The organism is Bacillus sp. M6-12 (assembly GCF_002860285.1).
Classification (GTDB): Bacteria; Bacillota; Bacilli; order Bacillales; family DSM-1321; genus Peribacillus.
Genome location: NZ_PGVF01000023.1, coordinates 40,488 through 66,673 on the forward strand (window position 1 = coordinate 40,488; position 26,186 = coordinate 66,673).

The 26,186-nt window shown below is 43.9% G+C and carries 26 protein-coding genes; 4 read left to right on the forward strand and 22 right to left on the reverse strand.

Annotated elements, in window-relative coordinates; genetic code table 11:
• Positions 1-20 precede the first annotated feature (20 nt).
• A complete protein-coding gene (locus CVD28_RS21630; protein ID WP_101596477.1) occupies positions 21-1,760 on the forward strand; it encodes an SH3 domain-containing protein in 1,740 nt (579 codons plus the stop codon).
• Positions 1,761-2,087: 327 nt separating this feature from the next.
• On the opposite strand, the gene dtd is transcribed toward CVD28_RS21630, so the two are convergent.
• The 5 genes from dtd to CVD28_RS21660 form a co-directional block, all read right to left on the reverse strand.
• Positions 2,088-2,537 carry a D-aminoacyl-tRNA deacylase gene (dtd, locus tag CVD28_RS21640; protein ID WP_101596480.1) on the reverse strand — a complete coding sequence of 150 codons (450 nt, stop codon included), beginning with the start codon at positions 2,535-2,537 and terminating at the stop codon, positions 2,088-2,090.
• Positions 2,538-2,548: 11 nt separating this feature from the next.
• Positions 2,549-4,744, reverse strand: a complete 2,196-nt coding sequence (locus tag CVD28_RS21645) for a RelA/SpoT family protein (protein WP_101596482.1) — start codon at positions 4,742-4,744, stop codon at positions 2,549-2,551.
• Between the two features lie 214 nt (positions 4,745-4,958).
• Complete coding sequence (locus tag CVD28_RS21650) at positions 4,959-5,471, reverse strand: adenine phosphoribosyltransferase (RefSeq protein ID WP_101596484.1); 513 nt, start codon at positions 5,469-5,471, stop codon at positions 4,959-4,961.
• A complete protein-coding gene (gene recJ, locus CVD28_RS21655) occupies positions 5,462-7,825 on the reverse strand; it encodes a single-stranded-DNA-specific exonuclease RecJ (protein WP_101596486.1) in 2,364 nt (787 codons plus the stop codon). The genes CVD28_RS21650 and recJ overlap by 10 nt, the downstream gene beginning before the upstream one ends.
• A gap of 52 nt (positions 7,826-7,877) precedes the next feature.
• On the reverse strand, positions 7,878-8,180 hold the full coding sequence (locus tag CVD28_RS21660) for a post-transcriptional regulator (RefSeq protein WP_101596488.1): 303 nt from the start codon (positions 8,178-8,180) through the stop codon (positions 7,878-7,880).
• 117 nt (positions 8,181-8,297) lie between these two features.
• On the opposite strand from CVD28_RS21660, the gene spoVB reads away from it, so the two are divergent.
• Positions 8,298-9,860: a stage V sporulation protein B gene (gene spoVB / locus CVD28_RS21665; RefSeq protein ID WP_101596490.1), complete on the forward strand. Its 1,563-nt coding sequence runs from the start codon at positions 8,298-8,300 to the stop codon at positions 9,858-9,860.
• A 12-nt stretch (positions 9,861-9,872) separates the two neighbouring features.
• Here the strand turns inward: spoVB and CVD28_RS21670 are convergent, their stop codons facing one another.
• Complete coding sequence (locus tag CVD28_RS21670) at positions 9,873-10,511, reverse strand: YetF domain-containing protein (protein ID WP_101596492.1); 639 nt, start codon at positions 10,509-10,511, stop codon at positions 9,873-9,875.
• A 171-nt stretch (positions 10,512-10,682) separates the two neighbouring features.
• On the opposite strand from CVD28_RS21670, the gene CVD28_RS21675 reads away from it, so the two are divergent.
• A complete protein-coding gene (locus CVD28_RS21675) occupies positions 10,683-11,075 on the forward strand; it encodes a TIGR04086 family membrane protein (RefSeq protein ID WP_101596497.1) in 393 nt (130 codons plus the stop codon).
• Between the two features lie 154 nt (positions 11,076-11,229).
• Here CVD28_RS21675 and yajC read toward each other — a convergent pair whose 3' ends face one another.
• The 9 genes from yajC to safA form a co-directional block, all read right to left on the reverse strand.
• The gene (yajC, locus tag CVD28_RS21680; protein ID WP_101596499.1) at positions 11,230-11,508 is read right to left on the reverse strand and encodes a preprotein translocase subunit YajC; all 279 of its coding nucleotides are present in this window, start codon (positions 11,506-11,508) and stop codon (positions 11,230-11,232) included.
• A gap of 24 nt (positions 11,509-11,532) precedes the next feature.
• Complete coding sequence (gene tgt, locus CVD28_RS21685) at positions 11,533-12,672, reverse strand: tRNA guanosine(34) transglycosylase Tgt (RefSeq protein ID WP_101596501.1); 1,140 nt, start codon at positions 12,670-12,672, stop codon at positions 11,533-11,535.
• 87 nt (positions 12,673-12,759) lie between these two features.
• Positions 12,760-13,788, reverse strand: a complete 1,029-nt coding sequence (gene queA / locus CVD28_RS21690; RefSeq protein WP_101596584.1) for a tRNA preQ1(34) S-adenosylmethionine ribosyltransferase-isomerase QueA — start codon at positions 13,786-13,788, stop codon at positions 12,760-12,762.
• 62 nt (positions 13,789-13,850) lie between these two features.
• Complete coding sequence (gene ruvB / locus CVD28_RS21695; RefSeq protein WP_101596503.1) at positions 13,851-14,852, reverse strand: Holliday junction branch migration DNA helicase RuvB; 1,002 nt, start codon at positions 14,850-14,852, stop codon at positions 13,851-13,853.
• A 10-nt stretch (positions 14,853-14,862) separates the two neighbouring features.
• Positions 14,863-15,468 carry a Holliday junction branch migration protein RuvA gene (gene ruvA / locus CVD28_RS21700; protein ID WP_101596506.1) on the reverse strand — a complete coding sequence of 202 codons (606 nt, stop codon included), beginning with the start codon at positions 15,466-15,468 and terminating at the stop codon, positions 14,863-14,865.
• A 287-nt stretch (positions 15,469-15,755) separates the two neighbouring features.
• The gene (locus tag CVD28_RS21705) at positions 15,756-16,334 is read right to left on the reverse strand and encodes an intercompartmental signaling factor BofC (protein ID WP_101596508.1); all 579 of its coding nucleotides are present in this window, start codon (positions 16,332-16,334) and stop codon (positions 15,756-15,758) included.
• A 249-nt stretch (positions 16,335-16,583) separates the two neighbouring features.
• Positions 16,584-16,859 (reverse strand): hypothetical protein, encoded by a 276-nt coding sequence (locus tag CVD28_RS21710; RefSeq protein ID WP_101596511.1) that lies wholly within the window; start codon positions 16,857-16,859, stop codon positions 16,584-16,586.
• Positions 16,860-17,080: 221 nt separating this feature from the next.
• Positions 17,081-18,076: a phosphotransferase gene (locus CVD28_RS21715; RefSeq protein ID WP_180954270.1), complete on the reverse strand. Its 996-nt coding sequence runs from the start codon at positions 18,074-18,076 to the stop codon at positions 17,081-17,083.
• Positions 18,057-20,180 (reverse strand): SafA/ExsA family spore coat assembly protein, encoded by a 2,124-nt coding sequence (safA, locus tag CVD28_RS21720; protein WP_101596516.1) that lies wholly within the window; start codon positions 20,178-20,180, stop codon positions 18,057-18,059. Before safA ends, CVD28_RS21715 begins: the two co-directional genes overlap by 20 nt.
• A 384-nt stretch (positions 20,181-20,564) precedes the next feature.
• On the opposite strand from safA, the gene CVD28_RS21725 reads away from it, so the two are divergent.
• Positions 20,565-21,101: a transcription repressor NadR gene (locus tag CVD28_RS21725; protein ID WP_101596518.1), complete on the forward strand. Its 537-nt coding sequence runs from the start codon at positions 20,565-20,567 to the stop codon at positions 21,099-21,101.
• Between the two features lie 140 nt (positions 21,102-21,241).
• Here the strand turns inward: CVD28_RS21725 and pheA are convergent, their stop codons facing one another.
• The 7 genes from pheA to CVD28_RS21760 all read right to left on the reverse strand — a co-directional run bounded on the left by pheA (position 21,242) and on the right by CVD28_RS21760 (position 26,175).
• The gene (pheA, locus tag CVD28_RS21730) at positions 21,242-22,129 is read right to left on the reverse strand and encodes a prephenate dehydratase (RefSeq protein WP_101596521.1); all 888 of its coding nucleotides are present in this window, start codon (positions 22,127-22,129) and stop codon (positions 21,242-21,244) included.
• Between the two features lie 92 nt (positions 22,130-22,221).
• The gene (locus tag CVD28_RS21735) at positions 22,222-22,368 is read right to left on the reverse strand and encodes a YycC family protein (RefSeq protein ID WP_101596587.1); all 147 of its coding nucleotides are present in this window, start codon (positions 22,366-22,368) and stop codon (positions 22,222-22,224) included.
• A gap of 248 nt (positions 22,369-22,616) precedes the next feature.
• Positions 22,617-23,066, reverse strand: coding sequence for an ACT domain-containing protein (locus tag CVD28_RS21740; protein WP_101596523.1), 450 nt, complete (start codon positions 23,064-23,066; stop codon positions 22,617-22,619).
• A gap of 30 nt (positions 23,067-23,096) precedes the next feature.
• Positions 23,097-24,386, reverse strand: coding sequence for a GTPase ObgE (obgE, locus tag CVD28_RS21745; protein ID WP_101596526.1), 1,290 nt, complete (start codon positions 24,384-24,386; stop codon positions 23,097-23,099).
• Between the two features lie 60 nt (positions 24,387-24,446).
• Complete coding sequence (locus CVD28_RS21750; protein WP_101596528.1) at positions 24,447-24,998, reverse strand: Spo0B C-terminal domain-containing protein; 552 nt, start codon at positions 24,996-24,998, stop codon at positions 24,447-24,449.
• Positions 24,999-25,536: 538 nt separating this feature from the next.
• Complete coding sequence (gene rpmA, locus CVD28_RS21755; RefSeq protein WP_101596531.1) at positions 25,537-25,827, reverse strand: 50S ribosomal protein L27; 291 nt, start codon at positions 25,825-25,827, stop codon at positions 25,537-25,539.
• A 12-nt stretch (positions 25,828-25,839) separates the two neighbouring features.
• Positions 25,840-26,175 (reverse strand): ribosomal-processing cysteine protease Prp, encoded by a 336-nt coding sequence (locus tag CVD28_RS21760; RefSeq protein WP_101596533.1) that lies wholly within the window; start codon positions 26,173-26,175, stop codon positions 25,840-25,842.
• Positions 26,176-26,186: the final 11 nt, after the last annotated feature.

The window sequence follows — 26,186 nt, forward strand, 5'->3', positions numbered from 1 at the left end:
AAATAAAGGAGCCATCAGTTTTGAAAATTACTATATGCAAACTGGCTGTTTCCTTCCTTCTGTTTTCTTCACTATCATCTGCTGCGGTACCAATCCATGCCGAATCGGATGAGGAAATAATTGTGAAAACAGACAGTTTGAACGTCAGAAAGGGGCCAGGTTTAAGCTATCCTGTCGTTCAGCAGCTTGAAAAAGGCGACTCCTGCTCAGTTATCAATCAGGAGGGTAACTGGGTTGAAATCCGTTTTGGAACCGGACAATCCGGCTGGGTGGCCGATTGGCTTGTTCAAAAAGATAAAACTCCTTCAGAAATAAGCGGTAAAGAAGGTACCGTGGAAACCGATAATCTCCGGATTCGATCAGGCCCTGGAACACATTTTCAAATAACAGATTCCCTTAATAAAGGGGCGGCCTTTCAGGCAATAAAGGAAAATGAAAGCTGGGTTAACATTAAATATGGGGATAAAGAAGGCTGGGTATCGACTGAGTTTGTAAGCTTTAAAAAGGTTAAGGATGAAAAGAAAAAGAAACCACATAAAAAACTATCGAAAAAAGGAATTGTCATGGCTGACCTGTTAAATGTCAGAACAAATCCTGATCAGAATTCAAACTTAGCCGGAAAACTGGCAATAAACACCGATGTTCAGATAAAATCCAAACAAGGAGGCTGGATTGAAATAGATTTTAAAGGTGAATCTGGCTGGGTAAGCGAGGAATACATCAAAATAAAGAAAAAAGATGACGCCGGCCAAAAACCCGATTCAAAAGCCCAGGCAGCAGTGACTGCCTCCTCCCTATCAGTTCGGAATAAACCTTCACTCGAAGGCAAAGTTGTCGGAAAAGTCCACGAAGGAGAAAAATATCCAATTCTTAAAGAGCAGGGCAATTGGGTAAAAATAGAGTTTGCAGATGGAAAAACCGGCTGGGCAGCGGATTGGTATCTTATGAAAACAGATAAAAAACCCTCCCACTCCAATTTAGAGTTAAAAGATAGCAAGGTTCATGTAATACATAATGGCACTAACTTCCGAAGCAAAGGTGATGGAAGTTCTCCAATCGTCTATTCGGGAAATGCAGGAGAAGCCTTCCCGATTCTTTCCCTTGAAGGAGAGTGGTATAAAGTCAAGCTAAAGAACGGAAGCCATGCATACGTTGCGGGCTGGATTGTTAGTGTTAGCGGCGATGCCCCTCAGCTTGAGAAGGAAGGTATGCAAAAGTACCTTTCAAATAAAGTGATTGTCATTGATCCGGGCCATGGCGGCAGGGATAATGGCACAAAAGGTACGCTGGGAACGCTTGAAAAAAGCCTGACTTACAGAACGGCCCGCTTGCTTCAGGATAAATTGAACGCGGCTGGTGCGGCAGTTATATTAACCCGTGACGGCGATTCGTATGTCCCGCTTCCATCCAGAGTGGCCACATCACATTTCCATGCTGCCGACGCTTTTGTCAGCCTCCATTATGACGGAGCAAAGGACCATAGCGCCCGAGGCATAACAACCTATTATTATCATGCTTTTCAAAAGGATCTCGCTTCTGATATCCATCAATCCCTTGCGGCCCAAATTAATCTTAAGGACAGAGGGTTCCGTTTTGGGGATTATCATGTAATCCGGGAAAATAAACGAAAAGCAATTTTGCTGGAATTAGGGTATCTAAGCAACCCGGCAGAGGAAATGACGATAACAAGCGGCGATTATCAGGAAACAGTTGCCGGAGCAATTTTTACAGGTCTCGCCAAGCATTTTAAAGAGAATTAGTGAAAACCGGTTACCTGGGAGGTACCGCATTTTTCATAATCAAATAACAAAAAGGGCAGCCTCAAAGACCTCCTTTGAAGCTGCCCTTTCCCATTAGCTCTATTAAACTTGCCTGTTGATTTCCGCTCTAGCGGGGGCCGGGAGCCTCCTCGGTGTAGGGGCTGGGCCTGCAGCCAGACATCAACACAGTCAAAATCCACAATCAACTTTTACATAGCCTTTCCATTAATCCCCCCTTAACAAAGCTCTTAAATTCAGCATCAGCTACAGGGTGAGAGATTTGCAAAAAACCGCATGGAAAAGCCCATGCGGTTTCATCATTTACTGTTATTTTTTCTCTTTACTTTCCACAATTAGCGTAACAGGTCCGTCATTCACCAGATCCACCTGCATCATCGCTCCAAAAATACCGGTTTCTACTTGAACGCCTCTATTTTGAAGTTCTTCATTGAAAGCTTCATAGATGACGTTTGCTTCCTCCGGCCTGGCCGCATCCATGAAATTCGGGCGCCTTCCTTTTCGGCAGTCACCGTAAAGTGTAAACTGGGATATCGAGAGAATGGACCCCCCTGTATCGTGCAGCGAAAGATTCATTTTTCCCTCACTGTCTTCAAATATCCGCAAGTTTACAATTTTGTCTGCAAGATAGGCTGCATCTTCCTTTGAATCGCCATGGGTGACTCCTACCAATAATACAAGGCCGTGCTGAATAGAGCCTGTGACCGTCCCTTCAACCGTTACCTGTGCTTTTTTTGACCGCTGAACAACTAAACGCATTAAAATCCCTCTTAGTTCATAATTCTTCTGACAGAATAGATATCTGTTATTTGTTTAATTCTTTCCACTACCTTGTGAAGATGGCTAATATTATGGATTGAGATAGACATATTGATCGTTGCCATCTTATTGCGGTCCGATTTGCCTGAAACAGCTGAAATGTTGGTTTTTGTTTCATTAACAGCCTGCAATACTTCATTCAGTAGGCCTCTTCGGTCATAGCCGTTTATCTCAATCTCGACATTATATTCCTTGCGGTCATTCAGACCGCCTTCCCATTCAACAGGAATTAAACGGCTTTCCGATTCCTCTCCGCCGACATTGGGACAGTCAGAACGGTGGACAGAAACACCTCGGCCTTTGGTGATGAATCCGACAATTTCATCACCTGGAACTGGATTGCAGCATCTGGAGAGACGGATCAGCAGATTATCAATCCCATGTACCCGTACGCCAGATTCCCGCCGCTTGGTGTTCGGGAAAGATTTTAATTCAGAAACAGATTCGCTGATGTTTGTTTCCTGTTCCTGCTCCTTTTTCTTTCTAAGCTTTTCGGTCAGCCGGTTGGCTACCTGAAGTCCTGTTATACCGTTATAGCCAACAGCAGCATACATATCCTCTTCATTGGCAAAATTGAATTTTTCCGCTACGCGTTTAAGATTTTCAGGGGTAAGTACTTCTTTTAGGTCAAAATCAAGGTTTTTGATCTCTTTTTCAACCTGCTCTTTCCCTTTTTCCACATTCTCTTCGCGCCGCTGTTTTTTAAAGAACTGGCGGATTTTATTCTTTGCCTGAGATGTTTGGGTCAGCTTTAGCCAATCCTGACTTGGACCGTATGAGTGCTTTGATGTAAGAATTTCAATGATATCTCCGGTTTTGAGCTTGTAATCAAGCGTAACCATCTTGCCGTTCACTTTTGCTCCGATGGTTTTATTGCCGATTTCCGAATGGATCCGGTAGGCAAAATCTATCGGTACAGAGCCGGCGGGAAGTTCAATAACTTCTCCTTTAGGGGTAAAAATGAAAACCATATCAGAAAACAGGTCAATTTTTAAGGACTCCATGAATTCTTCGGCATTGGTTGCATCATCCTGGAATTCTATTATTTCCCTGAACCATGTCAGCTTATCTTCAAGTGAGGACGGCTGGGCCGAGTCCTTGCCTTCCTTGTACGCCCAGTGAGCTGCGATACCAAACTCGGCGATCCGGTGCATTTCGAATGTCCTGATTTGCACTTCAAGCGGATCTCCCTTTGGACCAATTACTGTCGTATGCAGTGATTGGTACATATTTGGCTTTGGCATGGCAATATAGTCTTTAAAGCGGCCAGGCATTGGCTTCCAGCATGTATGGATTATCCCGAGAACCGCATAGCAGTCCTTGATGTTGTTTACAACAATCCGGACAGCAAGCAAATCATATATTTCGCTGAACTGCTTGTTTTGCAATGCCATTTTTCGGTAAATGCTGTAAATATGCTTCGGCCTGCCTGATATTTCTGCCTTAATATTTACTTCGTTTACCTGCGAACGTACCTCTCCAATAACTTCATCGAGATATTGTTCACGTTCGGCGCGCTTCTTCTTCATTAAATTCACGATTCGGTAATATTGCTGCGGGTTCAAGTAGCGTAAAGCTGTATCTTCAAGTTCCCATTTGATTTTGCTGATACCCAGACGATGAGCGAGGGGAGCAAAGATTTCCAATGTTTCATTGGATATTCTTCTCTGCTTTTCTTGAGGAAGATGTTTAAGTGTCCTCATATTGTGAAGCCTGTCTGCCAGTTTAATTAAGATTACACGGATATCCTGGGCCATTGCGACAAACATTTTCCGGTGATTTTCTGCCTGCTGTTCTTCCTGGGATTTATATTTTATTTTACCTAGCTTCGTCACACCGTCTACAAGCATTGCTACTTCTTCACTAAATGCTTCTTCAATCTGCTTCAGTGTTATTTCAGTGTCTTCCACTACATCGTGTAGAAAGCCTGCAGCAATGGTAGAAGGGTCCATTTCCAAATCGGCCAGTATGCCGGCGACCTGAATTGGATGAATGATATAAGGTTCTCCGGATTTCCGAAATTGTTCCTTATGGGCATGCTCGACAAATTGAAATGCCTTATATATAAAATCGGCATCAGACTTCGGAAGATATTCCTTCGCCCGCCCGACGACCTGCTCTGCTGTTAATATTTGATCATTCGCCATGCTATCACCTTTATCGTTCATATCCACGAATGGCTATGAAAAAGTCATTATTGTTACTATTATCGAAAAAAAAGCGGACAATGTAAAGGATTATCACCGCAACTTTCCGACTTGCCAAAATATACACCCATTGCCACTGAAGAACTGATACTATCAAATGCCTTTCAAAGTTAAGTGAAAGAGCACCCTACTTTACATAGAGTGCTCTTGTACATTAAAAAGTCATCAGCGAAAGAATGTCGTAGCCATCAAGCTTGCTTTTTCCATCAAGGTAAGATAGCTCAATTAAGAACGCAATCCCTGCTACGATTCCGCCAAGCTCTTCCACCAGCTTGATCGTTGCCTCAATCGTTCCGCCTGTAGCAAGAAGATCGTCCGTGATTAATACCCTTTGTCCAGGTTTAATCGCATCTTTATGGATAGTCAGGACATCCTTGCCGTATTCTAGACCGTATTCCACTTTCACAGTTTCACGCGGAAGCTTGCCTTCCTTGCGTACTGGTGCAAAACCTACCTCAAGCGCATAGGCAACCGGGCAGCCGATAATAAAGCCTCGAGCCTCAGGCCCCACCACAATATCAATCTGCTTATCCCGGGCATAGCTGACAATCTGGTCTGTCGCATATTTGTACGCGGCTCCGTTATCCATTAGAGTTGTAATGTCTTTGAATCGTATGCCGGGCTTCGGCCAGTCCTCGACGATTGTCACATATTGCTTTAAGTCCATTGAATTATTTCCTCCTCAGTATCTGCTGCTTCTCTTATTAAAATATCAAACCTCTGAAATAATTGCTTATAAGAAGAATATAAAAGCTCCTGCTCCAGCTCAAACTGTTCTTTCTTTCTCTTATATGAAATGGATTCGTTCAAATCACGTTTGCTTGCTTGTTTAGAGAGTGAAATCAGTCCATTTTCTATTGTAACAAACTCCAGCTCGAAAAACACCTGAGACATAAAGTCGACTGTATCCTTTGACCATCCGCGGTATTTTGCAATATCTTCACGGTATCTCTCCAGGTTAAACGGACCCTTTTTTGAAAGAAACCCATAATACCATTTGAAATGATCTCGTGTCGGCATCGTGCTGAAAAAGTGCTCCTGCTGGTGATGGAAGCAGGCATAAATCCGTTCAGGCTTCTTGCCTGCCAGCAGACTTTCAAGAATGGCCGTTGTCGGCGGCATATCCAGCAAAACGAGATAAACGCCTGAAAGGCTTGCTTCGGCTGCACTTCTTTCATCCATAACTAGGGTAACATCCATGTCGTCCAATCCTAGTGTTACAATTGTCGCAGGATTGAAAGCAATCATCCTCCTTTTTGCTTCTGGAATGGATGATAGCGATTTTTTTGCCTGCTTTATACCCCTGTAATCAAATAATTGCCAATGGGATACAGCCAGATCATAAAGGAATATTTGCGGTTTCCGCATATTATTCCATTCATTCACCGCTAATTCTCCTATAACCGAAATCTCTGAAAGCGGAGATATTTCATCAGCATACCTTCCAAGTCCAAAACCAATACCATCAAGAGTATTACCGTCTGCCTCCAATAGGAGCTTCATATGGCTCTGGTCAGAACCAATCTTCCGGATACTAGAAATCCCAGATGATTCTATTAGTATTCTCGGTTTTGGATTCCCCATACCAAATGGGGCAAGCATCCCCATTTCCTCTATAGTCTGAAGTGATATATCACTCAGAGCCGCTTGTCCGTCAACCTTAGTTACAGGAATAAAATCCTCCTCGGTGAGCACCTCTTCTGCCAGCTTATTCAACCGAGACCGAAGCACTTCTACATCCTCGATTTTCAAAGTCATTCCTGCCGCCATCGTATGTCCGCCGAAATGGGGCAGTATATCCCTGCATGCTGAAAGGTTTTTAAACAGATCAAACCCCTCAATGCTTCTTGCGGATCCCTTTGCCAGCCCTTTTTCACTATCATAGCTTAGGACTATGGCCGGACGGTAAAACCGCTCCACTAATTTGGACGCGACAATGCCTACAATGCCAGAATTCCAGCCTTCCTTTCCAACGATCAGGACACTGTTATCATCAGGAGGATAATTTTCTTCCACTTCCTTAATGGCTTCGCGTGCAATCTCGGCGACTAATGCCTGACGTTCCTTGTTCATCGCATCAATTTCTGCTGCAATATTTTCAGCATCTTCCCTGCTTTCGGCAAGCAATAGCTCAATGGCAGGATCTGCTGAACCGAGCCGGCCAGCCGCATTGATTCTCGGTGCCATTCCAAAGCCGACCGATTCTTCACTTAAGGTTTCCTGCTGAATGCCGGCTACCTTCATCAAAGCCGTTAAACCCGGCCGGTTTGTACGCTGGAGGCCTTCAATCCCTAGCGCAGCAATCAGCCTGTTTTCCCCTTTTAATGGAACAAGGTCAGCAATTGTACCAATCGCCGCTATTTCAAGTAAATCAGCTGGGAATTCCCCCAGTAACCCATGGGCTAATTTAAAAGCAACACCCACACCAGCCAATTCTTTGCATGGGTAAATCCCTGTTTCTAGCTTAGGATGGATGATAGCCAATGCATCTGGTAAAACAGGGCCCGGCTCATGGTGATCCGTAATGATGTAATCCATGCCTAATTCTTTTGCAACTTGGGCCTCATGAACAGCGGAAATGCCGGTATCAACTGTAATTAAAAGGTTTACCCCTGACTCAGAAGCCATCCTGAATGCCTTTTCATTTGGCCCGTATCCTTCTGTAAACCTGTTTGGTATATAGTAATCGACTATGGCTCCAAGCTTTTTGAGAGTCAGCATCATTACAGCCGTACTGCTGACACCATCAGCATCATAGTCTCCAAAAATAAGAATGTTTTCACGTTTTTCAATTGCTTCTTTTATTCTGTCAACAGCAGTATCCATTCCATGAAGCAAAAAAGGATCATGGAATTCCTGCTCTCTTACAAACAAAAAAGACCGTGCCTCTTCACGGGTATGTATTCCGCGGTGTACTAATAATTTAGCCACGAGCGGAGTTATGTTTAATTCCTGAGTCAGCCTATTGACTGCTTGATTATCAGCTGACTTCGCAACCCAGCGCGTTCTCGAATGTAACATGCCTTCACTCCTTAACCTAATTATTATACAAAAGGAAAAGTAGGGTTTCAATTTAATTAGACAATAAATCTTTCAGCTCTTCTTCTGAAAGCTCAGCAAATAAACTGGGAGACTTAAAGGCCTCCACGGTCGCAAAATTCATATATTCTCCCGCCTGTATGGACATGATGCTGCTGACAATGGTGTGCAAATGAATATCTTCTTGCGGTGTTTTCCACTTCTTTTTAACTAAAAATTTCCAGATGTCTTCCTCTGTCACTGTGTGAAGACCCAATAAGGCGAATTCCTCACGCTTGCTTTTTAAGGCAGGCTTGACCAAAGCCAGGTATTCGTCATAAGGATGGTATTTGATCATGGGTTAATTCCCCGCATTCCGTATTATTTTCAAGATACCTTGTCATGCTTTGTCCACTTTGGCGCATATAGATAATTGTATAGCATTATAGCTTTTTTGAGAAGGCGGGAATTCCTAATGTCAAAGTTCGTTAAAGGAACGATTATCCTTTTGGCCGCAAGCCTGATAACGCGCGTGCTCGGTTTTATCAACCGTATCGTAATCGCCCGCTTTATCGGGGAAGAGGGCGTTGGATTATATATGATGGTTTTGCCGACACTGTTCCTGGTAGTAGCAATTACGCAAATGGGGCTCCCTGTTGCCATTTCGAAATTTGTAGCGGAAGCGGATGCAAAAGGCGATGTTAAGAAAATAAAAAAAATACTGGTTGTATCTTTAAGCTGTACGATTATTTTATCTTTGATTTTTACTCCTGCATTGATCGTTCTAGCCCCGATACTTTCAGAAACACTATTTACTGATTCGAGGACAGTCTGGCCGCTGATGGCGATTGCACCGATTATTCCGATTGTTGCAGTTTCTTCCGTATTGAGGGGCTATTTCCAGGGAAGGCAGAACATGAAGCCATCTGCCATTTCCCAAATTATAGAGCAGGGAGTCCGGATAACGCTTATTGCGGTTATGACAGGTACATTTCTGCCATATGGAATTGAGTATGCAGCAGCCGCTGCAATGGCTGCTTCCGTAATTGGAGAACTGGCGTCGCTTATTTATTTGTTAACAACCTTCAAGCTAAAAAAGCATTTTAGAATGAGAAAGGGATTCGTCAGTGGAGTAAAGGCTGGAAGGGGTACTTTGAAGGAGTTAATGAGCGTAGCGCTCCCGACCACCGGAAACAGAATGATCGGAAATGTAGCCTGGTTTTTTGAACCTATTGTTATTTCTCAAGGCCTTTTAATTGCGGGGGTTTCTGCCACGATGATTACAAAGCAATACGGAGAATTGACAGGATATGCAATACCATTATTGCTGATTCCATCGTTTGTAACATTTTCATTATCCACCTCCCTGATACCGGCTATCAGCGAAGCAAATTCTACCGGGAATTTCAAGTTAATGGAGTTCAGGCTGCAGCAGTCTTTGAAAATAACATTTATTACAGGATGTTTTGCGGTTGTGACCCTGTATGTTTTTGCAGAGCCTATTATGCAGGTTTTATACGGCTCGTCGCATGCAGCGGTTTTTATTAAAGTGCTGGCGCCATTCTTCTTGTTTTATTATTATCAGTTCCCTTTGCAATCCGTCCTCCAGGCACTGAATAAAGCCAATGCAGCGATGATTAATAGTCTTGTAGGTAATGTCATCAAGCTTTTTTTCATGTTCGTGCTATGCTCCAAACCAAGCTTTGGCATTATGGGGGCCGCACTGGGTACAGCAATCGGGATTGTACTAGTTACCTTTTTGCACTTTTTTTCAATCATGAAAATACTTCCATTCACCCTGCACATCCGTCATTATCTTTACACACTTTTGTGTGCGGGCTCGGCTGCATGGATAGGAAAACTCCTATTTACAAAAATGGCAGAAATGCAGTCAGAACTAATAAGTGTCTTGCTGGCTATTTTATCTATGGGATTCTGTTTTTTCTTCTTGCTTACATTTATTGGGATTGTCCGCCGGGAAGAACTGCGAAGAATTCCTTACATCGGCCGCTTTTTATCCATGCTCGCTCTTCGTTAACTGAACCTGCTTTTAGTCTTGGGCGTCAATGTATAACTTGCCATTCTCCATACTGCAAAATGAAATCGAATCGATTTCGCTGAAGCCTCGCATTTTTAACTCGCCCATGAGCCAATCAGTATCCCTGCCAAGGTCGGCGAGGTTTTGTTTTTGCAGCTGTCCGTCCAAAATCAGCGGCATAGCTATATTTTTTTCGCCTTTATCCTTTTCAATTACTGACAGCTTGCCTGATGGCTCCAGGATAGCAAATTCAACATCTGAAAGATGGATAATTCCTTTTTCACGCAGCTGCACAAGCAAGTCATTAAAATTATAGCGCTGCTTCATCATCGCTTTTTCATCGATTTTTCCATGATTGATAATAAGCGTTGGTTTCCCATCAACCATTTCCCTGAATTTCTGGCTTTTTATTGAAACTATTGCCATCCCAACTTGAATGATCAGCAGTACAAACATCGGGACTATTGAAAAGCCAAGATTGGCGCTGTGATCCTCAATCGCGACAACGGCAATTTCTGCGAGCATGATAAAAACGACAAGGTCCAGAATGCTAATTTCGCCTATTTCCCGTTTGCCCATAAGCCTGAAAATAACCAAAATAACTAAATACATTAGAATCGTCCTAAGAACAATCATTATATAGTCTTCCATATAAAACCCCCCTTTTCAAGCACGTATATGGTTATCTTAGCCTATGATCCATGAAAATATTTGCTGGAATATGCTTTTTGCAAGTTGAAAAAAGTTTGGTCTGTATTCTAAATCCTCGCACTCTTGAATATGCTTGTACAAATGCTAATACCTATAGTCAGAAGGGGGAGAATGACAATCGAAACAAAGAAGTTGGGAATCGCTGTAGCTTATGGAGTCTTATCGATTTTTATTATTGGAGCAGCAGCTAGTTTGATTTTTTCACTTTTCCTTCGATTCTCATCCATGGATGAATCGTCGTTAACGTATGTAATCATGGCTGCCTCATTTATCTCACTGTTTATTGGAGGATTTATCTCGGGGGGAAAAGGAAAAAAACAGGGCTGGGTTGTTGGAGGCGGAACTGGGCTCCTGTATACTTTAATTATTTTACTTTTCCACTATCTTGGCCATGATTCTCTTTTCACAATGAAACAATGGATTTCGTCCATCTGCTTAATCTTAACGTCGATGATGGGCGGCATCCTCGGGGTAAACCTGAAATCGGGATCGCGTACAAGCTAAGTTATTACCTCAAATAAAGGTTGTGACGGCTCCAGGGTCACACGAATCGTGTGGCTGGGTGCTGGGGAAGACAGCTGTCCTTGTTAAAAAGTGATATCATATAAAAGATAAAAAAGACGGCCATCCAGAAAATGCTGATGAGCCGTCTTTTTTTTTATACAGTCTTCTCAGGTGCGCTCTCCAATACTTCGCGGACCGCTGCTCTGTCATATGTAAGGCGGCTTCCATCTCCACATTTGATAACAATCTTGTTATCATCTACAGAATCGATAAACCCGTGAAGCCCGCCGATTGTAACGATCTTATCGCCTTTTTTTAATCCGGTTTGCATTGTCTGAACCGCGCGCTGACGCTTTTGGTTTGGACGGATCAATAAAAAGTAAAACAGGACGAACATGATTACTAATGGTGCTATTGATGCTAAATTACCCATTTACATTCACTCCTTTCTAATTAATTAAAAGTTCTTTGCATCCGGTTTATTGAAACCATACTGTTCAAAAAACTCTTCTCTAAAGTCTCCAAGCCGGTCTTCTCTGATAGCCTGTCTGACCTGTTCCATTAAGTTTACCAAAAAATGAAGGTTATGGTAAGTGGTAAGACGAATTCCCAGTGTTTCTTCTGCGCGAATTAAGTGGCGGATATAGGCTCGGCTATAATTTTTGCAGACGTGGCAGCTGCAATTTTCATCAAGCGGCCCAAAATCTCTTGCGTATTTTGCATTCTTTACTACCAATCTTCCATTGCTGGTCATCAGTGTCCCGTTCCTAGCAATCCTTGTAGGAAGCACACAGTCAAACATATCAATTCCGCGCATCGCTCCATCAATCAGCGAATCCGGTGAACCAACACCCATTAAATAGCGCGGCTTATTTGCCGGCAGCAATGGTGTCGTAAATTCAAGGACTCTATTCATGACATCCTTTGGTTCGCCCACAGACAAACCTCCGACAGCATAGCCAGGAAAATCAAGTGAAACTAAATCGCTCGCACTTTGCTTGCGAAGATCTTCATATTCTCCTCCCTGAACGATTCCAAACAACCCCTGGTCACTTGGACGCTTATGTCCTTCAAGGCACCGTTCAGCCCATCTTGACGTCCGCTCAACCGACTTTTTCATATACTCATGGGTTGCAGGAAATGGAGGGCATTCATCGAAGGCCATCATAATGTCAGATCCAAGCGCATTTTGAATTTCCATTGCTTTTTCAGGAGATAAAAACAATTTATCCCCATTCAGGTGATTTCTGAAATGGACACCTTCCTCTTCAATTTTCCGGAATTCACTCAAAGAGAAAACCTGGAAACCGCCTGAATCAGTTAAAATAGATCCGTTCCAATTCATAAATTTATGGAGTCCGCCCGCTTCTTTAATGATTTCATGGCCCGGTCTCAGCCATAGGTGGTACGTATTGCTCAGAATAATCCCTGCTCCAATTGACACCAATTCTTCCGGAGACATGGTTTTAACAGTGGCGAGCGTTCCTACTGGCATGAACACAGGTGTCTCAAAAGACCCATGGGGTGTATGCACCCTCCCTAGCCGTGCTCCTGTTTGTTTACAAGTTTTAATCAGTTCATAACGGATAGCAGTCACGTTATAACTCCCTTCTTCCACAACCCCTCGAATGAACGGGATCATAGCTTTCAAATCTTTTTGGTGATGAAACTCACCTGTTCTTTATTAAATAATCAGCATTGCATCGCCAAAGCTGAAAAAACGGTATCTTTCTTTTACAGCTTCTTCATATGCTGCGAGAACATGTTCCCTGCCAGCAAGAGCACTGATCAGCATAATTAAAGTAGATTTCGGCAAATGAAAATTGGTTATCATGCCGTCAATCCCCTTAAACTCATAGCCAGGATAAATAAAAATATTCGTCCAGCCATTCGCTTCTTTAAAAATCCCATCATTTGCTGCAGCAATGGTTTCCAGCGTCCTCGTTGAGGTGGTTCCAACAGTGATAATCCTTCCTCCCTGTTCTTTTACCTCATTAAGCAATTTTGCCGTACCTTCAGTCATCTGGTAAAATTCAGCATGCATTTCGTGCTCATCAATCTCATCCACACTTACCGGCCGGAAGGTTCCAAGGCCAACATGAAGTGTAATAAAAGCGATATGGACTCCTTTTTCGCGGATCTCGTCTAAAAGCTCCTCAGTAAAATGGAGCCCCGCTGTCGGAGCCGCTGCCGAACCCCTTTCCCTGGCGTAAACAGTCTGATAGCGGTCGCGGTCCTCAAGCTGCTCTTTAATATAAGGAGGGAGCGGCATTTGCCCAAGCTCATCCAGCACCTCATAAAAAATGCCATCATAATCAAAATGAAGAATCCGGCCGCCATGTTCCTGTTCTTCCATACATGTTGCAGCCATCTTGCCATCACCGAAAACAATCCTGGATCCCTTTTTAATCCGCTTGGCTGGTTTAACAAGAGTCTCCCATGTATCCTCTTCTTCTTGCTTTAAAAGCAAAACCTCAATCTTAGCGCCAGAATCTTCCTTGCTTCCAAATAACCTGGCCGGAAGGACCTTGGTATCATTTAAAACCAGGCAATCACCCGGCTTTATGTATTCTGTAATGTTTTTAAAAATCTCGTGCTGAATGGTTCCTGCTTGTTTATCAAGCACCATCAGCCTGCTTTGTTCCCGCTCTGCTAGAGGAGTCTGCGCTATCAGCTCCTCAGGCAAATGGAAATCAAACATATCCACCTTCAAACGGCTCACTTCCTGTCCTGCATTATTCATTGTGCCTTTATTTTCCCATGATTTATTAAACCTTATTTTGAGGGCATTTGCATTTGAAAATGCTTGTATACCAATTCTGTGGCAATTCTCCCCCTTGGAGTTCTCTGCAGAAATCCAATCTGGAGCAAGTATGGCTCATAAACATCCTCAATCGTATGAGATTCTTCGCCAATCGTCGCTGCAATCGTATCGAGACCGACTGGCCCCCCGCGAAACTTTTCGATAATCCCCTTAAGTAATTTATGGTCAATATGGTCCAATCCTAAACGGTCGACCTGCATCAATTCAAGCGCATAGTCTGCGAGTTCCATCGTGATCCGGCCGTCCCCTTTCACCTGGGCAAAATCCCTGACCCTGCGCAGCAGCCGGTTCGCTATCCGCGGTGTCCCCCTGGACCTTCTCGCAATTTCGGCAGCCGCACTGCCAACCATCTCTGTATCCAGGATTTCCGCGGTACGGATGACAATCTGCTTCAGCTGTTCCTCGTTATAATATTCAAGCCTGCTAAGAACCCCAAACCTGTCCCTAAGCGGAGCTGTGAGGGATCCAGCACGGGTAGTTGCACCTACCAAAGTGAACGGAGGCAGGTCGATTCGAAGCGACTTTGCCGAGGGACCCTTTCCTATTACGATATCCAGGCAGAAATCCTCCATCGCAGGATAAAGAACCTCTTCAACAGCGCGCGGAAGACGGTGTATTTCATCAATAAACAGCACATCTCCCGGCTCTAATCCGCTAAGGATGGCTGCGAGATCACCGGGACGTTCAATTGCCGGGCCTGATGTTGTCCGGATATTCACACCCATTTCATTTGCAATTATAGCGGCAAGGGTAGTTTTCCCCAGCCCGGGCGGCCCGTATAAAAGCACATGGTCAAGGGTTTCTTCCCTGAGCTTAGCCGCGGTAATGAACACCTTCAGATTATCCTTGACCTTTTCCTGGCCAATATATTGCTCCAGTTTCTGCGGCCTGAGGCTCTGTTCAAAGGACAGTTCACTCAGGTCTGCGTCCTGGTTGACAATTCTCTCCTCCATTGTGCCACTCCTATCTCAGCATCATTTGCAGTGCTTTCTTGATGTACTGTTCAGTTGTCAGCTGATCGGAATCAAGCTTACTGGCAACCTTCTGCAGCTCCTTATCCGAATAGCCCAATGCCCCAAGCGCAAGAATTGCCTCATCCAGCTCTGCAGAATGCGAGCCAGAGCTGGCCGGCTGAACGCCGTCATTAAACAAATTAGGGAAATAATCTGGCACAACATTTTCCAGCTTCCCTTTTAAATCCAGTATCATCTGCCTGGCCGTTTTTTTACCTACACCCGGAAACTTAACAAGGAATTTTTCATCTTCATTTTCAATCGCCTGTACAACCTGGCCAACCTGGCCCGAAGCTAAAATGGCAAGGGCGCCCTTAGGGCCAATCCCTGTTACATTCAGCAGCTTGGTAAACAAGGCTTTTTCTTCCCTTGATTCAAACCCGTAAAAGGCAGCTGTATCTTCACGCACATAATGATAAATAAAAACCTTTACCTCACTGCCCTGTGAAAAAATAAAAGGATTAGGCGTCATTATCTGATACCCGATCCCGACATTTTCGACTACTATATATTCTGGACCTGCATAATCTATAATACCTTTAATAAAATCGTACAATTAGGTTCGCTCCCTGAGATATGCTGTACACCATTTTACCATATAAAACCGCGCAAGTTGAGAAAAAGGTTTACAAATACAAAAAGTGCAAGTACCCCGGCGCAGCTTGACATTTAAAGTTAAAAATTTTTTCTTCCTTCTCTGTTGCTATGTGCTGATCCCCACACAGCCCCGCTGATCAGCTGTCAATACGTACTTTATTATAATGAAAAAACCTGCCATGCAAAATACATGAACAGGTTTCATAAGCCGGTACAAAAACCTCCCGGGGTGTTGAGAAAGATATTTTATTGGGACTGGGTTTTGCCTGATGCGGAATAATGTTTAAAGGATTCAATAACCTGTTCATACTTATTTTTATTTTCAATGCGAATTCCCTCTAGCAGTTCCTGGCGCTTAAAGCTTTCCAATTTACCGACATCTATTTGAAAAAATGACTGAATGATTTTGGACTGATCAGGCCTGCCATTAAAAATCGAAAGCGTTCCGTCACTTGACAGCCCGAAATAGCCATTCGCCTTTAACAATGGTGAAATATCATTTTCCTTCCTTTGGAAAATAATCCGTTCCTCACTCTGGTCAACCAGCTGCCAGTCTTTGTATTCTGCCCAAAAATCCTCCATGGCCCATATCTTCACTATTATGGTTTCCTCACTTATTTCACCATCCAAATACATTCGCTGCAGAACTACCTTTCTTTCAAGAGGTCCTGAAATGGATGGCACTTTATCATTTGCTGTCTTCGATTCGGACAGGGCCATACCATTGTTATCACGTGCCGCGCCTTCATCCAGTCTAACAGCAAGAAGACTTAAAGATATCATTATGGCAAGCAATGTTACATACACGCTAAAACGTCTTTTCATGTTTATCACCTCAGCAAGGAAGTGGAATCTTGTTTTTAATAGCTTCACCTACTTTAGGAAATTTAACCATATTTTTTACGCAGGCTCAGAAATTACTTTCGAGGTTCATAACAGGAAACAGATCGGACACCGGAGCTCGGGGATACAGTTGTTAAAATGGAGGCTTAAATAGTTTTCTATAAAAAAACACACACCCTGTGCGAATGGTGTGTGTGTATTACGATTAGCCAAAACCACTGACTAAAGAACTTATTTATCAGAAATACGAGAATTTATCACATTACTGCTATCTGTATGATCATCGGCATAAACATCTGCCTGAGGCAAGGGAAACAAGGCACTCTCTCGAAAAGAATGCATTCCCGGTCCGGCTTTGCCGTTTTGTGACAATTTATTCTCAACACTTGTAACACCTGTTTCAGGAGTGCTTCCATCCTGATCGGAAGAATAAAAGCCTGAAGAGCAGCCAGTGAATCCAGCAAGTAAAATGGCGAACGCCGGCAGTAAAAGCATCCCTTTTATCAACTGATCTCCCCCTAGAAATACCTTCTAAGCATATAGATGCTCAAGTATAGCTTTCTAGGATAAGCAGGGTTTTAAACTGTCAGATACCGGCAGTTGCAACCAATAGATTTTTCACGGAAATAAGCTCTGTTGCCACAGTATACACTTGAATTTCACGGAAAAAGTTTTAATCTCACGGTACTACTTAGTTTTGAAAAGCTTCATTTCCGGTCGACCAATTTTCACTGGGGATTTAAGTACCCACTCATAATCAATCGTTCGACGTACCGGTTGAACTGCATCCGTTTATTAAATTGTTCCACTGTCATTTTCCATACTGTATGAAGATGCGGCTGTCCCGCTTCAAGATTTTCCTTTGCGACCCTGTTCCATTCCCTGAAAATATCGGCTGGATACGCTAATGCAAATAAAAAAGCAGGGTTTCTTTTATAGCGCTCAAGCTGGGGATATTCCCAGATTTTATCAGGTTCCTGGATATAGGGAAGAATCCTGTTGGCATATTGCAGATAATCGATTAGTGGCGGGGCAATCGAAATTAAATCAAAATCAATTAAAAAAAGCTCACCCGTGTTTTTTCTCAGAAAGTTATGGTGTGCAACATCACCATGGATAATTGCATTTTCTTCACATGACAGCCAATTTTTATTTTTGATTAGACCTTCGAGCGACCAGTCAGCCCATCTTTGCCACTGCTCTAATACAGAGTCAGATACATAGGTACGGACTATAGTAAGATTTTTTTGAAACTGACGGGATCTCTCAGCCCATTTTCCTGCTTGGTCAAAAGTGGCTAAATCATCCTGAAGTTCACGGGTTAGCTGGGATGATGCCAGATGGAACTGTTCAAGCAGCTGCAGCCCTTCCTTCCTTTCACTTTTTTCAGAAAAGAAAAACGGATTTGGGTGGGGCATCAGGTATTCAATAAACGCATAGTAACGGCCGCCAATTTCAAAAGGCGGAAGATCCATGTTTATAGAATAAGTCTTTAAAAATCCTTTATCTTTAAGCAAAGCAGTAAGGCGGGCTTGCAGCAATAGCTTTTTTTCTTTTGGAAAACCTTTTAGTATAAATCTTCGGCGGCCATTTAGTTCTATATAAAAAATATTATTTCTTATCTTGACTGCCTTGTGCAAAGAAAATCCGAAACCATGTAAATGCGACAGGAGACAAGTGAATAACTCACTGTCTCCTGCTGCTTTAAAATTCAGTGCTTTCATCTGCGAAACCAGGCATATTAAATGGCTCAGCTTCTGCCTGATCCTCACCCTCCCTGGAGAGCTGGTAGCCTGGCTGATACAAGCCTTGCCCAAATGGCATATGCTGGCTTTGTGGCATAAATCGCGGCTGCTGCTGACCATATCCTGTTTGCGGCTGCTGGCTGTAAAGCTGTTGTCCATAAGGTATTTGCTGGCCATATGGCTGCTGTCCGTAGCCAGATTGTTGACCAAATTGCGGCTGCGGCATGTATGGGGTTCGCCCTGCCGGCTGCTGTCCAAACATCATTGGAGGCTGCTGACTATAGGACTGGGACTCATCAAAAAATGATTGTCCGTAAGGCTGCTGCATTTCAAATGAAGGCATCATGTCAGCTGATTCTCCCTGTAAATACGATTCCGATTCCATCATTGGACTCTGTTCAAAAGGCGCTGCCTGGCTGTATGTCGGCTGCTGGCCATATGGCCCTGGCTGACCATATTGCGGCTGCTGGCCGTATGGTCCTGGCTGACCATATTGCGGCTGCTGACCGTATTGCCCTGGCTGACCATATTGCGGCTGCTGACCGTATTGCCCTGGCTGACCATATTGCAGCTGCTGGCCGTATTGCCCCGGCTGACCATATTGCGGCTGCTGGCCATATGGCCCTGGCTGACTATATTGCGGCTGCTGGCCATATGAGACTTGCTGCCCCATTGGAGGCTGGCCAAAGAATTTTGGCTGTCCATAAACGCTCTTCTGGGCCAACGCTGGTTGTTGGCTATATGGATATGGCTGCTGCTGACTCGGCAGCGGCTGATTATACTGTCCTTGTGTCATTGGCAACTGACTAGGCTGGGCCGGCGAGTAGGCCGCTGGAAAACTTTGAACAGGAGCTCCCATTTGCTGGCCAAACGGTATTTGGACAGATGAATCGGAGGACGAACTAGATGAGCTTGATTCGCTTTCACAGCCGCAATCACTGCTCTCCTGCTTTTGTAAAGGTGACTGGTAAGGCTGCTGCGGCATTCCAGATGCAGGCTGCTGAAATGACGGCGGAGCTGGAACAGATGATACACCTTCCACAGGCTGACATGCTCCAAAATCGCCCATTTCCTGACTCGTTCCGGCCACTCCCTGATAAGTCGGCATCTGGTCAGGATAACAGTACTGTCCCGGGAATGGCTGATGCCAGGAAGGAGAAACTGCTTGCTGAGGTAAGCATCCTTCCGAACCTGGAATGCCTGCCTGCCAAAGTCCCTGTACACCTTGGGCTGGAGTATAGGGCATCGAAGACGATTCCTCAAATAAATTTGGATATTGGTGCATTGGCAGCTGCCCATGGATATTTGCACCCATTGTTTGAGGCTGCATCATCCACGGCTGAAGGGGAGGGCAAAACCCTGAGCCCGGCATAATTGGTGTAACAGGGATGCACTCTTCAGCCGGCGGCTGCTGAGCTTGCTGAGCCGGAAGCACTTTTGGAATCTCTTCCATTTTCACCTCAGGCTGGGCAATAGGCTTCATCTGCGGCGGTGGTTTTACTTCAACTTTTTTCTTTGGCTTAATCTCGGGCTTAACCATAGGCTTTTGTACCTGCATATTTGTCTTTTGCATCATAAGATAGTTATTGATATCAACATCCGCAACAAAAGTTGGTGAAATTTTTGGCATTTCTTTTATTTTTGGAACAGGCGCCGGCTGCTCTTTCACGATAGGTTTCTCTTTGGGTTTTATCTGTTCCTTAACGAACGGCTGCTCTTTAGCTTTTGGCATTTCCTTCACAATTGGCTGCTCCTTCACTATTGGCTGCTCTTTAGGCGGCACTGGCATCTCTTTTTTAACAGCAGTCGGAGTTGGCATTACCGGCTGCAGGATTTGTGATGGCTTAATCTGATCTTCCTTCGGTGCTTCTTTCTTTGTTCCGTAATGAACAATAGCTCCCGGGACCTGCATCTCTTTTTTTATATTCGAAGCCGTTCCAGGAATTTTCACCTTCATGCCGGGCATGATCATGTCCGGATTACTTAGCTGGGAATTTAATTTTTTTAGTTCTTCATAATCCACGCCATATTTCTTGGCGAGATTCCAAAGAGTATCCCCTTTTTGGACGATATGAATTTTCACGCTGTTTCCCTCCTGTGCATATGTCCTTATATCCTATGAAACTCTGGGCAAAGTGCTATCTCTTTTTCATCAAAACTTATGCAGTAAAAATCATTTTTATGTCATTTTAGGGATTCCTTGTTTCAGAATAATGAGTTTCAATTGCTTTCAGGGACCTTGAGCGTGTAAGGTGGAGGGAAAATGTTTTATTGAAAACCTTTATATTCAATAAAAAAATACCGGTCCTTTTTGAATATTCGTTTTTTCGGATATTTTTACTTTATAGTTTATTAATTGAGATTGGCACTGCTTCTGCTTTAACAACCTGATCGTTCTATGATAAAGTGTCAATAATAGACGGTTATATGCCTGAGAAGCATAGCCTTAATGAATGAGGAGATATAAATGAAAGGAAATAAAAAACTGCTCGGTGATGAAAGACGGCGGCAGCTGCTGGAACTGCTGAAAAATAGAAATGAACCAGTCACTGGAAATGAACTAGCGCGCATTGCTAATGTTAGCCGCCAGGTTATTGTCGGCGATATTACACTTTTAAAGGCAAGAAATGAGCCCATTATTGCAACAAGTCAAGGCTATTTATTCATGCAGCGGGCTGCAGATGCTGTGCAGGCGGAACGAACAGTGGCATGCAGCCATTCCCCTGACCGCTCTGAGGAAGAATTGAATTTGCTTGTGGACCTTGGCATTACGGTAAAGGATGTAAAAATTGAACATCCCGTTTATGGAGATCTAATGGCATCCATCATGGTCAGTAACCGAAGAGAGGTTCAGCAGTTTATCACAAAGTTCAATAAAACAAACGCTTCCTTTCTCTCTGAACTGACAGAAGGCATCCATTTACATACACTTCTTGCCCGCTCCGAACAGACGCTTGACGAAGCAGCTGCTGCCTTAAAAGAAGCAGGCCTGCTCATTCAATAACATTTCTTCCTGGAATCAGATATTTGTTATCTGGTTTCTTTTTTGCGGTGATGCAACAATTGCGGCCATACTCGTTCTAGATATAACAAAAAGAAAAATCCCCTGCTGGAAAAATAGCAAGGGGATGAAGTATTTGTGCCTTAAACTGATTCTTTCTTATTTTGAACCGCTTTTTCTATGATGAAGCTGGGATAGCTGCCAAGCAAAGAAACTTTGCAGCCCAAAGCTTCCAGTTCGGCCATTGCTCCCGGAATCAAGACATCATCCAGTTTCATGTCGACATCAATGATAAAAAAATAATTTCCCAAACCAGTTTTGAGCGGGCGTGATTCGATTTTAGAAAGATTCAGCTTGCGCCATGCAAAAGCTGATAAAACCTGGTGCAAGGCCCCGGTATGATCGGCAGGCAGCATGACAATCAGCGTTGTTTTATTTATACCTTCAACTGTCTTATGACCTGAATAATCCGGATCACTTTTTGATACTACAATAAACCTCGTATGATTATGGCTATAGTCGTGAATGTCTCTCCTGATGATTTCCAATCCATATTCCTCAGCGGCCAGGTCATTAGCAATGGCAGCAATGCACCGATCCGGATTATTCCTCACAAATTCTGCTGCTGCAGCCGTAGATGTAGCATATTCATAAGGAGTTCCCTTTAATTCTTTATGTATAAATTTATGGCATTGGGCTATCGCATGCGAATGGGAATAAATCATTTCAGTTTCCTTCCACCTGGCTGCCTGCCCGGGATGCATCATATAATGCTGCTGTATTGGAGCAATAATTTCCCCTTTGATCGGGAGTAACACCTCATGGATTAAATAATCCAGTGTAATATTGACCGAGCCTTCCAAGGCATTTTCCAGTGGAATGACAGCTATATCCGCTTGTTCTTCATTAACTGCATCCAGGCATTCCGGAATGGTCATCATCGGGAGCTTTTCGCTTCCAGGAAACAGCTTTGACACAGCCAGCTCCGTGAATGTGGCCCTCGGCCCTAAAAAGGCAATTGTTTGAAACATGGTTCCACTTCCTTTTCCTTGTAAAAATTAAGATCTATCATAGACTATTATTCTTGTAATTTCAACATTTTATTGAAAAATTCAGATAATAATTACTTCTTATTCTCTTCCTGCTGCTGGATTTCTGCAAGCTTAGCCAGCAAAATATGCTGAGGCATATGCATAATTTGTTCCAGCGGCATTTTCAAGGTTTCTGCAAGCTTTTGTGCTGTGGCAGGTGAAATTTGCTGCGGTCTCATGAAAGCTCCCTCCTCTTTGAATTCAAAGACCGTGCAGTACTGTCCCTCTGCACGGTCTCTTTTTGCAAGTAATACCATTAAAAACTGCTGCCTGGTGTCCATCCCGCCATCCAAAAGCTTATTCCAGAAAAATGAACACGCCGGGATGGATTTGGTCCCATCGTTCTCCTGGCTTTGTTAACGATTATCCAAAACGACTGTGTTATTTCTTTGTCAGCTGCACGGATTACCAGCAGCTGCTTTACCAATTAAGCACCTGAGCTAAGAACCTCGACTTTTTCAACAAATTCCATCTTTCTTAGCCTTGTCAGCATATCTTCAATTTCCATTGTCATTCCGCTTGTATTCAATGAAAGAGTAACATTGGCTCTTCCCTGAAGAGGGATTGTTTGGTGGATTGTCAGCACATTACAGCCCGCTGTCGCCACGACACCTAAAAGCTGGGAGAGCGTTCCGGAACGATCTTCAAGATGAAAGAAAAGTGTGATCAGCCTTTCTTTGACAATCGTATGAAAAGGGAAAACGGTATCCCTGTATTTATAAAAGGCGCTTCTGCTAAGATCTACCGTTTGGACAGCCTCCCAGACAGATCCTGCTTTTCCCCGTTCTATCAGCTTTTTGGCATCAAGCGTTTTCTTCATCGCTTCCGGAAGCACATCTTCACGAACCAAATAAAACTTTCTATCTGTTTTATTCAAAATCCGCACCCCTCATATACTGCGGAAAAATCAATCCACAAATTCAAATTCAAAATCAAGCAGCCTTACTATGTCCCCGTTCTCGGCGCCTCTCTCTCTAAGAGCATCGTCAACACCGAAAGAACGCAGCTGTCTGGCAAACCGTTTTACAGACTCATCACGCTGGAAGTCGGTCATTTTAAATGCTTTCTCTACCTTAGGACCTGAAAGGACAAATGCTCCATCCGGATCTCTCGTAATAGAGAAACCTGCCTGGGCAGCTTCGTGCTTGTACAACACGCGGTGGATGCCTGTTTCCTCTTCCTGATGCTGCAGCGGGAATTCCGGTGTAGCCTCAATTTTATCAGCTACAGCAAACAGCAAATCCCTTAACCCTTCACGTGTTACAGCCGAAATACTGAATACCGGTACATCATCCTCCAACTTATCTTTGAACTTTTTCAAGTTCTCTTCGGAATCCGGCATGTCCATTTTATTGGCAGCAATTATTTGCGGCCGCTCAGTTAAGCGCAAATTGTATTCTTCCAGCTCTTTATTAATTGTCAGGTAATCTTCATAAGGGTCCCGCCCTTCCAAGCCTGACATATCAATTACGTGTACAATCACTCGTGTTCTTTCGATATGCCTTAAGAACTGATGGCCCAGCCCGACTCCCTGATGGGCCCCTTCAATTAATCCCGGCAAGTCTGCAACAACGAAATCACGGCCATCTTCTGTTTCAACCATCCCAAGGTTTGGAACGATCGTAGTAAAATGATAGTCGGCAATCTTTGGCTTGGCCGCAGAAATGACAGAAAGAAGCGTAGATTTCCCGACACTAGGGAACCCAACAAGCCCTGCATCCGCCAGTAATTTAAGCTCCATGACCACATTCCGTTCCTGGCCTGGCTCTCCATTTTCCGCAAACTCAGGAGCTGGGTTGGAGGCTGTTGCAAAACGCGAATTTCCTCTTCCGCCACGGCCGCCTTTAGCGATAATAGCCCGCTGGCCATGCTCGACAAGATCCGCAATTACTTCCTTTGTATCCTCATCGAGAACGACTGTACCCGGCGGAACCTTGACAACCATATCAGAGGCATTTTTACCGTGCATCCCTTTTGACATGCCGTGCTCGCCGCGGGATGCCTTAAAATGGCGCTGATAGCGGAAATCCATTAATGTCCGTAATCCTTCTTCTACTTCAAAAACGACGTTAGCGCCATTTCCGCCGTCTCCTCCAGCGGGACCGCCTTTTGGAACATATTTCTCGCGGCGGTACGCAACCATCCCATTACCGCCGTCACCAGCCTTAACATATATCTTGACCTGATCGACAAACATCCTGATCACTTCCTTGTTTTGTATGTAGTCCATTGATGCCAAATTCATACCACATTAGAATTATTTCCGTAATTCGTTACAGTTGACACCTATATGGAAGTAAAGCTCCTGCTCGTTCATCACTATTACGGATACTGTACATTTTTCAGAGGGCGTTTCCAGAAGAAAGAAACGCAAACTATCTTCATTCATTATTCTTCCCTGCAAATCGAAGGAAAACCGTATATTTTCTTCACTGGAACTTATCAATATGTGCAATGAATTTTCCCAGAAGGGATCTAGGGCATCTGAAAGCATATGGAAAAAATTTTCGGTCCAGCTGAAAACGCACTCATCCAGTAATGGACAGCCCGCAAATGTTTCCATTACCTCATACTCAAGTATAAACGGTTTACTGCTCCAATTTGACGTCAGGAGAAGCTCGGAAAACTTGGGCATCGCAAGATTGGAAAGTTTTGCTTCCTGCTGGGCTTCAATTATGATTTCATCGATGATCATTCGGACGCGGTCTATCTTATTTAAATCAAGATTTCCTTTGATCAGCTGGATTTTATTTAACCAGTCATGTCTTGAGTGGCGGAGGACCTCCACTGTATTCCATTCTTTTCTCATTAATAAGCTCCCGAAAGTAAAGTTAAGAACTTATCCTCGTCAAGCCGCCTGAATTAGTTTAATGTTAGGGATAAAATTCCTCTGTTCTGATTTAACAAATGTTTGGCCTCAAGCTATTATCTAGCTCTGCTGCATTTTCTTTTAATAAGTATATCAAAAAAGTGGATAACATCGTATGATTTAATAAAAAAGCGGAAGTGCCCTGGTCAGGGGAAGAACGGCTAAGTTCGCCCCGTCCTGGGGCAACGCCGTTCTGACCCACATCCTGTGGGCCTAATCATAAGACGAGCGATGATAGAAAGCGCTTTTTGCCTTCCAAAGCGATTGGCTTATGACCAAGGTTGTAACGGCACTTGGTTACAACACTCGAGGCCAACTAAAAACGCCACGTCCTGTGGCGACGCCGGCACTCGCACTTCGTGTGCGTTGGGGCTGGGCGCTGAGGCTAGACATCTGTACTTGTTAAGTAAGTTATACTAATTATCCTTAAAATAAGAAAACTCTAACCTATGGTTAGAGTTTTCTAAGTTGCATAGTATTAAGCTTCTTGAACAGCAGGATATACGCTCACTTTTTTACGGTCACGGCCAAAGCGTTCGAATTTAACAACGCCATCAACCTTTGCGTATAGAGTGTCATCTCCACCGCGGCCCACGTTTTCACCTGGGTAGATTTTTGTACCGCGCTGACGGTAAAGGATAGAACCACCAGTTACTAATTGGCCGTCCGCACGCTTAGCGCCAAGGCGCTTCGAGATAGAATCACGACCGTTCTTAGTAGAACCTACTCCCTTTTTGGAAGCGAAGAACTGAAGATCTAATCTTAACATATGTTCCACCTCCTATTTATTTAAGTTAATTTGAATGTATTTACCGTAATCACGTTCAACAGTTTGAAGTGATATCAGCATGCCTTGCAGCAGCAGTTGGATCTTCTCTTGTGCTTCCGCAGGAATATCTCTTGGAATTGCACAGCGGAGATAGCCGCCATCGCCACCCTGCTCGATTGCAGGCTCCACGCCAGTTAAGGACATAATTGCATTCACAGTCCCAAAGGAAACTGCCGAAACACCGGCACAGACTATGTCAGAACCATGTTTCGCGAAGTCAGCATGTCCGCTTAACGTGAACGAAGAGATCACTTCTGCACTGTCATACTCGATTGTAACCTTAATCATCTTATCACGCC